This is a genomic window from Sphingobium sp. EM0848, from assembly GCF_013375555.1.
Classification (GTDB): domain Bacteria; phylum Pseudomonadota; class Alphaproteobacteria; order Sphingomonadales; family Sphingomonadaceae; genus Sphingobium.
Map to the genome: position 1 here is coordinate 1,019,056 of NZ_JABXWB010000001.1, position 13,904 is coordinate 1,032,959.

13 protein-coding genes are annotated in these 13,904 nt (G+C 62.8%); 4 read left to right on the forward strand and 9 right to left on the reverse strand.

Features of this window, described 5'->3' with window-relative positions:
• Window positions 1-11 precede the first annotated feature (11 nt).
• The 5 genes from purC to HUK73_RS04890 all read right to left on the reverse strand — a co-directional run bounded on the left by purC (window position 12) and on the right by HUK73_RS04890 (window position 5,196).
• Complete coding sequence (gene purC / locus HUK73_RS04870) at window positions 12-794, reverse strand: phosphoribosylaminoimidazolesuccinocarboxamide synthase (protein ID WP_176590896.1); 783 nt, start codon at window positions 792-794, stop codon at window positions 12-14.
• A 142-nt stretch (window positions 795-936) separates the two neighbouring features.
• Window positions 937-2,340: an alpha,alpha-trehalose-phosphate synthase (UDP-forming) gene (gene otsA, locus HUK73_RS04875; protein WP_176590897.1), complete on the reverse strand. Its 1,404-nt coding sequence runs from the start codon at window positions 2,338-2,340 to the stop codon at window positions 937-939.
• Window positions 2,337-4,187, reverse strand: coding sequence for a glycoside hydrolase family 15 protein (locus tag HUK73_RS04880; protein WP_255326197.1), 1,851 nt, complete (start codon window positions 4,185-4,187; stop codon window positions 2,337-2,339). Before HUK73_RS04880 ends, otsA begins: the two co-directional genes overlap by 4 nt.
• A 27-nt stretch (window positions 4,188-4,214) precedes the next feature.
• Window positions 4,215-4,979, reverse strand: a complete 765-nt coding sequence (gene otsB, locus HUK73_RS04885) for a trehalose-phosphatase (protein WP_176590898.1) — start codon at window positions 4,977-4,979, stop codon at window positions 4,215-4,217.
• Window positions 4,980-5,049: 70 nt separating this feature from the next.
• On the reverse strand, window positions 5,050-5,196 hold the full coding sequence (locus HUK73_RS04890; protein WP_176590899.1) for a hypothetical protein: 147 nt from the start codon (window positions 5,194-5,196) through the stop codon (window positions 5,050-5,052).
• 131 nt (window positions 5,197-5,327) lie between these two features.
• Between HUK73_RS04890 and gcvA the strand changes: the two genes are divergently transcribed.
• The 3 genes from gcvA (at window position 5,328) to HUK73_RS04905 (ending at window position 10,446) form a co-directional block, all read left to right on the forward strand.
• Entirely contained in the window at window positions 5,328-6,248 is a 921-nt protein-coding gene (gene gcvA, locus HUK73_RS04895; RefSeq protein WP_176590900.1) for a transcriptional regulator GcvA, read from the forward strand.
• Window positions 6,249-6,321: 73 nt separating this feature from the next.
• Complete coding sequence (parC, locus tag HUK73_RS04900; RefSeq protein WP_176590901.1) at window positions 6,322-8,610, forward strand: DNA topoisomerase IV subunit A; 2,289 nt, start codon at window positions 6,322-6,324, stop codon at window positions 8,608-8,610.
• Between the two features lie 99 nt (window positions 8,611-8,709).
• A complete protein-coding gene (locus HUK73_RS04905) occupies window positions 8,710-10,446 on the forward strand; it encodes a putative bifunctional diguanylate cyclase/phosphodiesterase (RefSeq protein WP_369805439.1) in 1,737 nt (578 codons plus the stop codon).
• Here HUK73_RS04905 and HUK73_RS04910 read toward each other — a convergent pair.
• The 4 genes from HUK73_RS04910 to HUK73_RS04925 are packed head-to-tail and all read right to left on the reverse strand — an operon-like array spanning window position 10,410 to window position 13,339.
• Complete coding sequence (locus tag HUK73_RS04910; RefSeq protein ID WP_176590903.1) at window positions 10,410-11,621, reverse strand: CCA tRNA nucleotidyltransferase; 1,212 nt, start codon at window positions 11,619-11,621, stop codon at window positions 10,410-10,412. The genes HUK73_RS04905 and HUK73_RS04910 overlap by 37 nt on opposite strands.
• Window positions 11,602-12,213: a CoA pyrophosphatase gene (locus HUK73_RS04915; RefSeq protein WP_176590904.1), complete on the reverse strand. Its 612-nt coding sequence runs from the start codon at window positions 12,211-12,213 to the stop codon at window positions 11,602-11,604. Before HUK73_RS04915 ends, HUK73_RS04910 begins: the two co-directional genes overlap by 20 nt.
• Entirely contained in the window at window positions 12,210-12,776 is a 567-nt protein-coding gene (locus HUK73_RS04920) for a DUF1285 domain-containing protein (RefSeq protein ID WP_176590905.1), read from the reverse strand. The genes HUK73_RS04915 and HUK73_RS04920 overlap by 4 nt, the downstream gene beginning before the upstream one ends.
• 44 nt (window positions 12,777-12,820) lie before the next feature.
• A complete protein-coding gene (locus tag HUK73_RS04925; RefSeq protein WP_369805440.1) occupies window positions 12,821-13,339 on the reverse strand; it encodes a GNAT family N-acetyltransferase in 519 nt (172 codons plus the stop codon).
• Between the two features lie 143 nt (window positions 13,340-13,482).
• Here HUK73_RS04925 and HUK73_RS04930 point away from each other — a divergent pair, with 143 nt between their 5' ends.
• Window positions 13,483-13,866 (forward strand): dihydroneopterin aldolase, encoded by a 384-nt coding sequence (locus HUK73_RS04930; RefSeq protein WP_176590906.1) that lies wholly within the window; start codon window positions 13,483-13,485, stop codon window positions 13,864-13,866.
• Window positions 13,867-13,904: the final 38 nt, after the last annotated feature.

Genomic DNA, 13,904 nt, shown 5'->3' on the forward strand with positions numbered 1-13,904 from the left:
CATCCCTTATATCAGTCCTTGCCGCGCTTCTTGCGGTGGGTGTCAAGGTCGAGGACGGTCGTGTCCGCGCCTTCGGGCAGCAGGCCCAGACGCCGCGCCACTTCCTGATAGGCTTCGACTTCGCCGCCCAGATCGCGGCGGAAGCGGTCCTTGTCCAGCTTTTCGCCGGTGGCCATGTCCCACAGACGGCAGCCGTCCGGGCTGATTTCGTCAGCCAGGATGATGCGGCTGTAATCGCCGTCCCACAGGCGGCCGAACTCCAGCTTGAAGTCGATCAGGCGGATGCCGATGCCCGCGAACAGGCCGCACATGAAGTCGTTGATGCGGATCGCCATGTCGGCGATGTCGTGCATCTCTTCCTGGCTGGCCCAGCCGAAGCAGGCGATATGCTCTTCGGACACCAGCGGGTCGCCCAGCGCGTCGTCCTTGTAGCAATATTCGATCAGCGTGCGGGGAAGCTGCGTGCCTTCCTCGATCCCCAGCATCTTGCTGAGCGAACCGGCGGCGACGTTGCGCACCACGACCTCGATCGGCACGATTTCGACCTGGCGGACCAGCTGCTCGCGCATGTTGAGGCGGCGGATGAAGTGCGTGGGAACGCCAATCTGGCCGAGCAGGGTGAAGATATGCTCGGAAATCCGGTTGTTCAGGACGCCCTTGCCCGAGATGGTGCCCTTTTTCTGGGCGTTGAAGGCGGTCGCGTCATCCTTGAAATATTGGATGATCGTGCCCGGTTCCGGGCCTTCGTAAAGGATCTTTGCCTTGCCTTCGTAGATCTGGCGGCGACGGGCCATGCGCGGTTCCTGTCTTCCCAATAATGAATGTGCCCCGGCAAACGCGAATCGGGAAGGATCAGCGGGTGCCGGGGCTGCTTGGGCTGGCCCTTAGACCAAAAGGCGCGGGGGTGCAAATGGATGGGTTTCGGGAAGCGACCCGTCAGGCGGTTTCGATTTGCGTTTTCTTTTCCCCGTTGCGTTCGATGGCCATCAGCCGGGCGGTGAAGCTTTGCCGCCACCAGCTGATATCCTGCGTCTCCACGCTGTCCATCATTGCGCGCCAGCGGCGCTTGCGTTCGTCGAGCGGCATGGACAGGGCGCGGTTGATGGCGTCGGACATTTCTTCCGGACTATAGGGGTTGATGAGCAGCGCGTCCTTGAGCTGCATCGCCGCGCCCGCGAAACGCGACAGGATGAGGACGCCGGGATTTTCCGGGTCCTGCGCGGCGACATATTCCTTCGCGACCAGGTTCATGCCATCGCGCAGCGGCGTCACCAGCCCGATCCGCGCGGCGCGGTAGATGCCCGCCAGCTTGTCGCGCGGATAGCCCTGGTTGACATAGCGGATCGGGGTCCAGTCGACATCGCTATATTCGCCGTTGATCCGTCCGGCGATGGCATCCAGCGTGGCGCGGATCTGCTGATAGCTTTCCACCTCCCCGCGGGAGGGCGGGGCGATCTGGGTCAGCACGACATTGCGATGCTGTCCGGGATGGTCCTTCAGGAAGCGGGCATAGCCGTTGAACCTCTCCTCCAGCCCCTTGCTGTAATCGAGCCGGTCGACGCCCACGATCATCGCGCGGTCCTGCAAGGATCGGCGGACCTTTTCGGTCATGTCCCTGGCGGGTTCGCTGACGGCGGCCTGGGCAAATTCCTGCGCGTTGATGCCGATCGGGCAAGCAATCGCCTGAATGGTCCGGTTGCCGAGCGTCACATAATCGCCGTTCACCGACCCGTTCATTTCGCGTTCGACATAATGGCGGAAGGATTCCAGCCATTCTTCGGTATGAAAACCGACCACGTCATAGGCGAACATCGTCTGCACCAGCTTGCTATGATGGGGCAGGGACACCAACAGGCGCGTGGGCGGCCAGGGAATGTGCAGGAAGAAGCCCATGCGGTTGTCATGTCCCCGGTCGCGCAGCATCTGGCCCAGCGGGATCATGTGATAATCCTGTACCCAGATCACGTCTTCCGGCTCGATCAGGGGGCTGGTGGTGTCCGCGAAACGCTGATTGACGCGATTGTAGCCGCCTTCGAAATCGCGCTCATATTCCGCCAGGTCGATGCGGAAGTGGAACAGCGGCCAGAGCGTCTTGTTGGCATAGCCGTTATAATATTCGTCGACATCCTGTTCTTCGAGGTCGATGGTCGCGGTCTTGACGCCTTCATCCTCCGCAAAACCGATCTGCCCGGTAAAATTCTCGGTGATTTCCCCCGACCAGCCGACCCAGATGCCACGGCTTTCGCGCAGGGCCTGGGACAGGGCAACCGCGAGGCCGCCCTGATTGCCGTTCTTGCCGGGGCGACTGACCCGGTTGGAAATGACGATCAGCCGGCTCATCGCATCACGCTCCACGGTTTGCTCAAGAGCACGGCGCAGTTGATGATGCCGACCAATGAGTAGGTTTGGGGATAATTCCCCCATAATTCCCCGCTGACGGGATCGATATCCTCCGACAGCAGGCCGGCCGCGGTGCGGCGGGAAAGCATCTCCTCGAACAGGGTGCGGGCTTCGTCGGTGCGGCCGGTGCGGTGCAGCGCCTCGACCAGCCAGAAAGTGCAGACGTTGAAGGCCGTGACCGGCTCTCCGAAATCATCGGGCGTGCTGTAGCGAAGCATGTCGTTGCCGCGCCGCAAATCCTTTTCCAGCGCCTTCAGCGTGCCGACGAACATGGGATTGTCGGCGGTCAGGAAGCGGAGGTCGAGCAATTGGAGCAGCGAGGCGTCGCGGGCATCATCCTCGAAAGTGGCGGAGATGGCGTTGCTGCCGGAACGCCAGGCGGATTGCAGGATGCGGGCCTTCATGACCTCCGCCCGCTCGCGCCAATGGGTTTCGCGTTCGGTGAGGCCCAGCGCGACGGCGGCATGGGAAAGGCGATCGCACGCCGCCCAGCACATGACCGCGCTATAGCTGTGCACATGGGCGCGGGTGCGCAGTTCCCAAAGGCCCGCGTCGGGCTGGTCATAGACTTGCCAGGCGCGTTCGCCGACGGCCTCCAGCGCTTCGAAATCGGACATGCCGGCCATGCGCAGCAGCCGCTGATCGATGAAGCCCTGAACGGAGGACAGCACGATCTGGCCATAGGCGTCATGCTGGATCTGCGAATAGGCGGCATTGCCCACGCGCACCGGCCCCATGCCGCGATAGCCCGGAAGGCAGGCGGCTTCGCGTTCCTCCAGCGTGGCATTGCCGCGCACGTCGTAGAGCGGCTGGATATGCCCGCCACGCGCGCTGTCCACGATGTTGCGCAGATAGACGAGATAGCTTTCCAGGACATCGAGCGCGCCGAGCCGGTTCAGCGCCTCGACCGTATAATAGGCGTCCCTGATCCAGCAGTAGCGATAGTCCCAGTTGCGTCCGCTGTCCGCATGTTCGGGAATGCTGGTGGTCAGCGCGGCGACGATCGCGCCGGTTTCCTCATGCTGGCAGAGCTTGAGCGTGATGGCGGAGCGGATGACCGCCTCCTGCCATTCGGCCGGGATGGCAAGGCCGCGCACCCACATCCGCCATTCCAGGATCGTGTCGTCCAGCATCCGCTCGACGGCGGGACGCAAGGCGTCGGAAAAGCTTTCATCCGGTCCCATGAAGAAATGCATGTCATGCTCCAGACGGAACCAGCTTTCCTGGGAAATCAGGCCGATGGGCGCATTGGTCGAGACGCGCATCGCCATATAGGACAGCACCAGCCGGATATGGTTGGAGCCATAGCTGATCGGCACTTTTTCCGAATGCCAACTGGTCGTCGGGCGCAGTCTTACGCGGATGCGCGGGCTGCCCGCCATGGGGCGCACGACGCGCGCGAAGGCGACGGGGCGGTACATGCGACCCTGATGCTTGTGGCGCGGGCAGAAATCATACAGTTCGATCGCATTGCCCTGCGCATCGATCTGGCGGGTGACAAGGATCGGCGTATTGCGGATATAATGCTGTTCGATCTTTACGCAGTTTTCCAGTTCGATCGCCCAGAAGCCGCGCGCCTCCGCCGTGTCCCATGCCTTGTCGTCCAGCAGGGCCGAAAAGACCGGATCTCCGTCCACGCGGGGCACGCAGGCCCATATCATCCGGCCGGCGCGGTCGATCAGCGCGGATGCCTGGCAATTGCCGATGGGCCAGAGGTCGAGCGTGCGCTCCGCCTTGCCTGAATTGTCGTTTTTTCGAGTGGCTATCGAACCGACCCCCTTGTTCATGCATGACAGGGGCGCCGGATCATCGGATCAGTCGATGCCAGCGAACCCTTGGGAAAGATAATGCCTGACGGCCGCAACCTGTTCCAAGGAGAATGCGGCGAGCGTCGGCCTGGGCGCGCCGACGAGAATGCCCGCCCCGCCCAGTTCGCGCGCCGCGGCAAAGCCTTCCTCGTCTGTCACATCGTCTCCGATGAAAAGCGGTTTTCCGCCCGCCATGGGGGGCTTTTGCATCAGGGTGCGAAGGGCGCTGCCCTTGTCGGCGCCGCCGGGCCGCAGTTCGTAGAGCATCTTGCCGGGCTGCAGGGCGAGGCCGAGACGATCCGCCAGCTGTTCAGCGAGAATGCCCGCATCCCGACCCCATTGCGGAGCGCCCCGGAAATGCAGCCCGACGCTGATCGTCTTGCGTTCGACCAGCAGGCCGGGCTTGCCGGACGCAAAGCTGTGGAATGCGGCCTCCGCCTCGTTGATGGCGGGCAGGCGGCGGGGGGCGTCGACCATGCCTCCGGGGGTGGCGAACTCCAGCCCATGGGTGCCGGCCAGCAGGAAGTCGCCGAAGCCGAAATCATGCAGGGTCGCCACCGAACGTCCGCTGACGATGGCGAGGCGGCCGTGCAGCCGATCCCGCAGGCGGGCAAGTAGGGTCAGCAGCGCATCATCGACCTCAACGCCATCGGGCGTATCGGCAATCGGGGCGAGCGTGCCGTCGAAGTCGAGGAATAATGCAGCCCCGTTCAGCAGCGCGGGCGGCGGAACGGGTAAATCGGGAACAGCGGAAAGACAGGACTCGGGCACGCGTGCAAGGTGGAGCCTGACGCGGAATGTGCAAGTCCCGTCGGATGGTCTGCTCGATTTTTGCGGGCTTTCATCGCCCTTTCTCGCTCCATGGCGCCGACCAGGCGATGCGGTGCAGCGTGCAGAAGGGCTGCATGATGGTCGCGAAAAGCTGCGCCAGCAAAGCGTGGTTCTCATGGCCGTGGGGGCACAGCCGGGCGTCGTCCGACAAGCGCATGATGTAATCCTTTTTCCCATGAATGAAATCGCGAAATGCTTTTGTTTCGCTGGACCTTTTATCGCGCATTTCCGTAACGGCCGCCAACAAAAGGGTGGACGGGATATATAAGGCTGACTTGTCAGAAATGGATGAGCCAGCTTCCGCCGCTTTCCGCCGTTCGTGTGTTTGAAGCCGCTGCCCGGCTGGAGAATTTTACCGCCGCCGCGCAGGAATTGGGAATGACCCAGGCGGCGGTCAGCTATCAGGTGAAGTTGCTGGAAGAGCGATTGGGCCTCAGCCTGTTCCAGCGGGCGGGGCGCAAGGTGGCGCTGACCGACAAGGGGCGGGAGATCGCCCCCATCCTCACCCGCGCCTTCGACCAGATGCGACAAGGGTTCGCCGCCCTGACGCAGGATCATTCGACGGTACTGACGATCAGTTGCTCCAACAGTTTCGCGCATCTCTGGCTGGCGCCGCGGATCGGGGCCTTTCAGATGTTGCAACCTGAATTGGCGGTACGGATCGACGCGACGGATCGGGTGGTGGACTTCGCTCGCGACGGCGTGGATGTCGCGATACGCGGAGGGCAGGGTGAATGGCCGGGGGTAGAGGCGAAGCTGCTGACCCATAACCGGCTGGCGCCTCTGTGCAGTCCCGGCTGGCTGGCGAAGAACGGGCCGATTGCCGATGCCTGCGCGCTGCACGCCATGCCGCGCCTCTCGCCGGACGATATGTGGTGGCATGAATGGTTCGCGGCGATGGCGGTGGAGGGCAAGGACGAAGCGCTGCCGCCGGGGATTGCGCTTGATTCCCAGGTGATGGAGGGGCGCGCGGCCATGGCCGGGCAGGGGGTCGCCATCGTCAACCTCTTCATGTGGAAGGCGGAGGTCGAGGCGGGGCTGCTGGTGGAGGCGGTGTCATCCTATGTGCAGGAGCGGGCGAGCTATTGGGTGGTCTATCCGCCCCACGCCCGCAACACGCCCAAGGTGAAGGCTTTTCGCGACTGGATCAGTGCGGAATTTGCCAGGGAGATTGCGGCTGATCCCGAAGCACGGTTTCTGCCGCGCTAAGCCTGCGATTTAGAGAACAAAAGGGAGTGAAACTTCGTTTCCGTTTTATCGCGGCGCTGCTATGCCCGTCTCGATGACCGATTTTCGCGACCCGTTCGACGCTATCAAGGATCACCCGTTCGACGATGCGCTGTCCCAGCGCTATCTCGTCTATGCCCTCTCCACCATTACCGCGCGGTCGCTGCCTGACCTGCGCGACGGATTGAAGCCGGTGCATCGGCGGCTGCTCTGGGCCATGCGGCTGCTCCGGATGGAGCCGGGCGGGGCTTCGCCTGATGTGCTGGTCGCCAATCCGGCGCGGAACACCACCGGCTACAAGAAATGTGCCCGCGTTGTGGGGGACGTCATCGGCAAATATCACCCGCATGGCGATACCTCTGTCTATGACGCGATGGTGCGCCTGGCGCAGGACTTCTCGCTGCGCACGCCGCTGGTCGATGGGCAGGGCAATTTCGGTAATATCGACGGCGATAATGCGGCGGCCATGCGCTATACCGAAGCGCGGCTGACGCAGGCGGCAGCCGACCTGATGGCGGGGCTGGACGAGGGCACTGTCGAGTTTCGCCCGACCTATAATGGCGAAGATCAGGAGCCGGAGGTTTTTCCCGGCCTCTTCCCGAACCTGCTGGCCAATGGCGCCAGCGGCATCGCGGTCGGCATGGCGACCAGCATTCCGCCGCATAATGTTTCCGAACTGATCGATGCGGCCAGCCTGCTGATCGACAATCCCGATGCCGAACATGCGGAACTGATGCAGATCGTGCGCGGGCCGGATTTCCCGACCGGTGGCGTACTGGTGGACAGTGCCTCCATTATTTCAGAGGCTTATGTGACGGGGCGCGGATCGTTTCGAACCCGCGCGCGCTGGCACAAGGAGGATGGCGGGCGTGGCACCTGGGTCGCAGTGGTCACGCAAATCCCCTTCCAGGTTCAGAAGTCCAAGTTGATCGAGCAGATCGCAGTCCTGATCAACGACAAGAAACTGCCGATCCTGGCCGATGTGCGGGACGAGAGCGACGAGCAAATTCGCATCGTCATCGAACCCCGCGCCCGGACCGTGGACCCGGATGTGCTGATGGACAGCCTGTTCCGGCTGACCGATCTGGAGAACCGTTTCCCGCTGAACCTCAACGTACTGGATGCCACGCGCACGCCGCGGGTGCTGGGCCTTAAGCCTGTGCTCATCGAATGGCTGAAGCATCAGATCGACGTGTTGGTGAAGCGCGCGCAGCACCGGCTGGACAAGATCGCTGCGCGGCTGGAACTGCTCGACGGCTATATCATCGCCTATCTCAACCTCGACCGGGTGATCGAGATCATCCGCACCGAGGATGAACCGAAAGAGGTGATGATGGCCGAGTTCGGCCTGACCGACCGGCAGGCCGAGGCGATCCTGAACATGCGGCTGCGCAGCTTGCGCAAGCTGGAGGAAATGGAACTGCGGCGCGAGCATTCGGAACTGCTGAAGGAACGCGACGAACTGACCAAGCTGGTCGAAAGCCCGGCGCGGCAGCGGACACGGCTGAAGAAAGACCTGGCTGACCTGCGCAAGCGCTATTCGCCCGACAGTGACTTCGGTAAGCGGCGCACCCTGGTCGAGGAAGCGGCGCCGGCCCGCGAAATCCCGCTGGAGGCGATGATCGAGAAGGAACCGATCACCGTGATCCTGTCCGAACGTGGCTGGATCAGGGCGATGAGCGGGCATCGCGATCTGGCCTCGGCCGACACGCTGAAGTTCAAGGAAGGCGACGGTCCGATGATCGCCTTCCACGCGCAGACGACCGACAAACTGCTGCTGGCGACCGAGACGGGCCGTATTTTCACGCTCGGCGCCGACAAGTTGCCGGGCGGTCGCGGTTTCGGCGATCCGGTGCGGTCGCTGGTCGATATGGACGGGACCGGCAATATCATCGCCCTGATGCCTGCGCGGACGGGTGGCGAGCTGTTGCTGGCCGCTTCGGATGGGCGTGGTTTCGTGGCGGCGGTGGCCGATGTGATCGCCGAAACGCGCAAGGGCAAGCAGGTGGTGAATGTGCGGACCGGCGCGAAGCTTTCCGTCGTGCATCCGATCGCGTCGGAGGCGGACAGCGTTGCAGTGGTTGGGGAAAACCGCAAATTGCTGGTCTTTTCGCTGACTGAAATGCCGCGCATGGCCCGTGGGCAGGGTGTACAGATGCAGCGCTATCGCGACGGCGGTTTGTCCGATGCGATCGCCTTCCGCCTGTCCGATGGGCTGAGTTGGGCCATGGGTGGCGATAGCGGGCGGACGCGGACGGAAACGGATATGACGCCATGGCGCGTGGCGCGCGGTGCGGCGGGCCGTATGCCGCCCACGGGTTTTCCGCGCGATAACCGTTTCTGATTGACGGTTTTTTCGCTATCATCGTATCGAAATCGGGAAAATTGTTTCCCGAAAATTTACCCATTGGCCCTATCGCCGGGGCTTATGGAATCCATGTCGATGCGCAATCGTTCAGACGATACGGAGAAAATCGGGCTCATTAACGGGGCTGACGATGCGCATCTGTCGCACGGTGTCGCGATACGTGACTGGTTGGTTGCATTGCCGCACGCGGCAGCGGTCTTTTCCTATAAAGACAATGTCTTCTCGATCATTGCTACCAATGCGTCGTTCGGCCGACATTTCGTTTCGAGCATCGAGGAGGGAAAGCAAAGCCCCCATGCGGCGGAATGGCGCAAGCGCATCCTCCATTGCGCGCAATCGGAAAATTTGCCCGAAAGCTTTGAGCTTCGGCGCGAAGGAAAATTGGGGCCGGAATTTTTCTTCTGCACCGTTGGGCGATTGCCCGAAGCGGAAGGGCAGCCCAATCTGTTCCTGTTCACAGCGCTGGACCGGACCAGCGACCGAGCCATCGAAAAGAATCTGCGGCGGGAATTGCTGTCAGACGGCCTGACCGCCTTGCCCAATCGCACCGGTTTTGGCGAGGAAATTGAAGACCGGCTGGCCAATATGCCCTGGCCGGAAAATGCCCAGTTCGGCATCATCGCCATTGATCTCAGCCGGTTCAGCCGGGTCAACGAGTCGCTGGGGCCGATGGCGGGTGATGAACTGCTGATCACTGTGGCCAAGCGGTTGAAGTCCAGCCTGCGTCAGGGCGATGTGCTGGCGCGTATCGGTGGCAATGATTTCGCAATTTTTGCGCGTTTGAACAATGGGTTATCTGATGTTCTTCAGATTGTTCAGCGGATCAAGGATGCGCTCAGCTATCCGATTCGGTTGAGCGATTTGCAGATTCGCGTCGATTGCGCGATCGGCTGTGCGCTGTCGATCAGCCTGTCCGATGACCCCGAGGATGTGGTGCGCAAGGCGCAGGCCGCAGTGAAGATTGCCAAGCGTAGCGGCAAGGTCGAAATCTATCGTAACGGCGTGCTCAAGGAAGCGCAGCGGCGATTTTCGGTGGAAAGCCGGTTACGCGATGCGCTGGCGCAGGGTGGATTGAACCTGGCCTTCCAGCCGCTGATCCACTTGCAGACGGGTGAGATCACCGGTTTCGAAGCACTGGCGCGCTGGGATGACGAGGAACTGGGTCATGTATCGCCCGTTGAGTTCATCGCGGTGGCGGAGGAAAGCGGACTCATCACGCAATTGGGGCGTTGGGCAGCCTATGAGGCGGCGCAGACGCTGAGCCGATGGGATACGAAATTCGGCCAGCCGCTGCCGGTGGGCGTCAACGTGAACCTGTCGCCCATTCAGATGGCGCGCGACGATGTCGCTTCTATGTTCGAGGAGGCGCTGCGTTATTCGGGTATTTCGGGCAACCGGCTGACCGCCGAACTGACGGAGAGCGCGATTGTCGCTGACCCCGAAAAGGCGCGGAAGCTGCTTTTCGCGCTCAAGGACCTGCACATGCCGATCGCCATGGACGATTTCGGTACGGGCTATTCGAATCTTGCCAGCCTGCACAGCCTGCCGATCGACATTTTGAAGATCGACCGCAGTTTCGTCAGTTCCATGCTGGAGGATCGCGACAAGGAAATCATGGTGCGGGCCATATTGTCATTGGCCGAATCGCTGGGCCTGCACGTTACCGCAGAAGGGATCGAGACCCAGCAACTGGCCCATGCGCTCCAGAATCTGGGCTGCTGGCAGGGGCAGGGCTATTATTTCGCCCGGCCCATGACGGAGGCCGAGGCCTTCGACTATTGGCGCGCCCGCTGGAATTTCGAGACGATCTGATCCGCGATCTCGGCGACGCGGGCTTCGTCGGGGAAACCCTCGGCGACCCAGATTTCCTGCACCTGCGCCAGCGCCTTTGCGACATCGGGGCCGGGTTGGAGGCCCTGTGCGATGATCGCACCGCCGCCCAGCGGCAGGCGGGGTGGGGTCCAATCTTCCAGCATGGCGATCCCGTCCAGTGGAGCGTCGGGATCGAGCAGGATGCGGTCGATTCCACCCTCCACGCCGATGGCGAAGGCGAGGGCGTGAGGGGAAATGCCGGTGGTCGGACCTCCGAGTCCGGTCATCAGCCGCTTGCGCGCCTTGTTGGATAGCTTGAGCCGGGCGCCGATCTGGTCGGCGGCGCGCGGGTCGGGTGGCAGCAATGCGGCAAGGCGGCGCAGGGCGGAGGGAGGCGTGGCGGATTCGGCTTCGCGGGAAATCAGCGTGGACAGGCGATCGAGGCCGCTCAGATCGATTTCGGGGATGACCGGCAGCAATATGCCGCCGTCGACCATGAGCCGAAGCGAGGCCAGCGGAGCCGCGACGGCCAGCAATTTCAGCAGTTCGTCAGCTATGCGCTCGCGCGACAGTGCCATCAGGCTGTTGGCGGCGACGCGGCAGGCATCATAGGCTTGCGGGTCCGGCTCATCATGGCCGAAGCGGGCCAGAAAGCGGAAATAGCGCAGGATGCGGAGATGATCTTCCGCGATGCGGGCGCCGGCATCGCCGATGAAGCGGACGCGACGGGCGTTCAGATCGGCCACACCGTCGAAGAAGTCCGTGATCTCATGGGTGATCGGGTCGGCATAGAGGGCGTTGATGGTGAAATCGCGTCGGGACGCGTCCTCCCGCCATTCGCCGGTATAGGCGATGGTGGCGCGGCGGCCGTCGGTGCTGACGTCGCGGCGCAGGGTGGTGATCTCGACCGGCCAGCCATGGATGACCGCCGTGATCGTGCCATGGTCGATGCCGGTGGGGATGGCCTTGATTCCTGCGGCTTTGAGGCGGTCGACAACCGTCTGGGGCGTCAAGTCGGTTGCGATGTCGAGGTCGCTGACGGGCAGGCCGAGCAGGCTGTCCCGCACGGCACCGCCGACGAAGCGGGCATGGCCTTCCGCTGCGCCCAGCGCTTCGAGCAGAGCGTCGAGCCCCGGACGATGGCGCCAGTCGGCGTCAGGCAGAAAAGTGGTCATGGCCCAGCCTTCGCGAAAGATTGGCGAGAATGGCGGCGGTAATGCCCCAGATTCGGCGACCTTCCCACATGATTTCGTAATATTGCCTCTCAATACCTTGAAATTCTATCTTTTTCCTGATTCGGTTGGCGGGGTTCAACGCAAAGGAGAGGGGCAGTTCGAACAACTCCGCCACCTCCGTTTCCTGGGGTACGAGCGGAAGGTCGGGCGGGATCACGCCCAGCACCGGGATCACGTCGAAGCCGGTGAAGGTATGGTAGCGGTCCGATGTGCCGATGATGTCGACCAGATTGGGGGCGAGGCCGATTTCCTCCTGCGCTTCGCGCAGTGCGCCGGCGATTTCGTCGGAGTCATCGTCATCGACGCGGCCGCCGGGGAAGGCGACCTGCCCGGCATGTTGGCGCAATTTCGCCGAGCGCTGGGTAAGGATGAGGCCGGGCTCGGTACGGTCTGTGATCGCGACCAGGACGGCGGCAGGCGCCAGCACGATATCGCTGTCGAGGCGCGGATCGCGGGTGTCGGACAGCTTCAGGCCGATCTCCCGTTCATGGCCTTCCCTCAAGGCGGCGCGCAGCCGTTCCGCCAGCGTCATGCCGACCCGTCCAGCGCGAAGAAGGCGCCGTCGCTCCATAGGCCGACGGCGTCGGCATTTTCGTCCAGCGCAAGGTTCATCAGTTCATAATAGACGCTGCGCGCGATGAGCGCGTCCAGACCGCCACGGACGTGGAGATAGGGGTGGGGACCGTCCGGCGTCTCGCGCAGGATAAGGGGGTTGTCGGGACCGGCGGCGACCAGATCGCCGGTGTTGAGTCGAAAGGCCATGCTGCGTGCCCGGCCTTCACCCTGGGTTTTGAGCTCGACGGCGATGAAGGGGGCATCCTCCACTTCGATGGAAAGCTTTTCGACCGGGGTGACGAGGACGTAGCTGCCATCGGATTCGCGGCGCAATATGGTGGAGAAGAGGCGCACCATGGCTTCGCGGCCTATGGGGGAACCCTGGTGGAACCAGGTGCCGTCGCGGGCAATGCGCATGTCGCTGTCGCCGCAATGGTCGGGATTCCATTGTTCCACCGGCGGTAGGCGCTTCTCGCTGAGCAGGCGCGCAATATCGGGCAGGGACAGGCTGGCGAGATCGGGGGGCGGCTCCATCGGCATGGGGCCGAGATAGGAGCGAGCGCGCGTGAAGGCAAAAGGGAAATTCAGGCCCGGACGGTGATCCGGGGGCTGAGCATTCCTTTGCCGCCGATGTTCCCCCCATCGACGGAGAGAGCCAGCAGTCGGCGCGGCTCGAACGGGCCGGGGCAGTCCCAGCCGCTGGTGCCTGCCGCCGAAAAACCCCAGAACCGGCCATAATATTCGGGATCGCCGATCATCATCAGCGGCGCGCAGCGCTGCGCGCGGGCGGCCGTGACGACAGCATCCATCATCGCGCGGCCATGGCCGGTGCCTTGCGCGGATGGAGCGACGGCAACGGGGCCGACCATGATGAGCGGCGTCTGGCTGCCGTCCTCATGGGTAAGGGCGACGGGCCAGCTTTGCAGCGATCCGATAAGCTGGCCACGCTCATCCTCGATCCCGAAGGACAGTTCCGGAAGCCAGGGCATGCCGTCGCGAATCAGATAGGCGGTACGGCCGTGCCGGTCGGGGCCGAAGGCGGCGTCGAGCAACCGCTCGATCGCATCCTGCGCCATGATGTTGAGGGGCACTATCACAGACACGTCTTGCCGATCCGTTCTCAATGGCGCATGGACGCGCCGAGAGCGGCGGGCTTTAGCGCCTGCTTCGCAAAATAAAAGTCTAAACTGGTCCCCACCTGCAGCAGGCCACGCCCGCAGCAGGAACCGGCCGAATGTGGCGAGCTATGAACAGCGGATTTGACGATTTTCTGACGTTGGAGGTGAATAATCTGGATGTGGATGTCCTGACGGGCATCTATTCGGAGGAGACGCACCTGCCTCAGCCGTTGCGCATCTCGATCCGCGCGAAGTTGAAGATCGCGGATCATTATGAGCCGGATACGCCCTTGTCGCGATCCAAAAACTATATGGACCTGAAGCATGCCGCGACCAGCGCCCTGCCCGAAGGGCAGCATTTCACGCTGATCGAGGCGGTAGCGGATCATATCATCGACACGATCTTCCTTCAGGATGACAAGGTCAGCCATGTCGAGGTGAAGATCGTCAAGCTCGCACTGAGCGAGAAGAGCGAAGAGATCGGTATTACCATGGGACGCGGGCGGAAATAGCAGCCCAGCCCGGCTTGGCCGGGCGTCTTTCGTGCGCT

Bases quoted from the DNA above. Each gene is read 5' to 3' on its own strand.
- purC (WP_176590896.1), bottom strand. From the start codon at position 794: ATGGCCCGTCGCCGCCAGATCTACGAAGGCAAGGCAAAGATCCTTTAC.
- otsA (WP_176590897.1), bottom strand. From the start codon at position 2,340: ATGAGCCGGCTGATCGTCATTTCCAACCGGGTCAGTCGCCCCGGCAAG.
- HUK73_RS04880 (WP_255326197.1), bottom strand. From the start codon at position 4,187: ATGAACAAGGGGGTCGGTTCGATAGCCACTCGAAAAAACGACAATTCA.
- HUK73_RS04890 (WP_176590899.1), bottom strand. From the start codon at position 5,196: ATGCGCTTGTCGGACGACGCCCGGCTGTGCCCCCACGGCCATGAGAAC.
- gcvA (WP_176590900.1), top strand. From the start codon at position 5,328: ATGAGCCAGCTTCCGCCGCTTTCCGCCGTTCGTGTGTTTGAAGCCGCT.
- parC (WP_176590901.1), top strand. From the start codon at position 6,322: ATGACCGATTTTCGCGACCCGTTCGACGCTATCAAGGATCACCCGTTC.
- HUK73_RS04905 (WP_369805439.1), top strand. From the start codon at position 8,710: ATGCGCAATCGTTCAGACGATACGGAGAAAATCGGGCTCATTAACGGG.
- HUK73_RS04910 (WP_176590903.1), bottom strand. From the start codon at position 11,621: ATGACCACTTTTCTGCCTGACGCCGACTGGCGCCATCGTCCGGGGCTC.
- HUK73_RS04915 (WP_176590904.1), bottom strand. From the start codon at position 12,213: ATGACGCTGGCGGAACGGCTGCGCGCCGCCTTGAGGGAAGGCCATGAA.
- HUK73_RS04920 (WP_176590905.1), bottom strand. From the start codon at position 12,776: ATGCCGATGGAGCCGCCCCCCGATCTCGCCAGCCTGTCCCTGCCCGAT.
- HUK73_RS04930 (WP_176590906.1), top strand. From the start codon at position 13,483: ATGAACAGCGGATTTGACGATTTTCTGACGTTGGAGGTGAATAATCTG.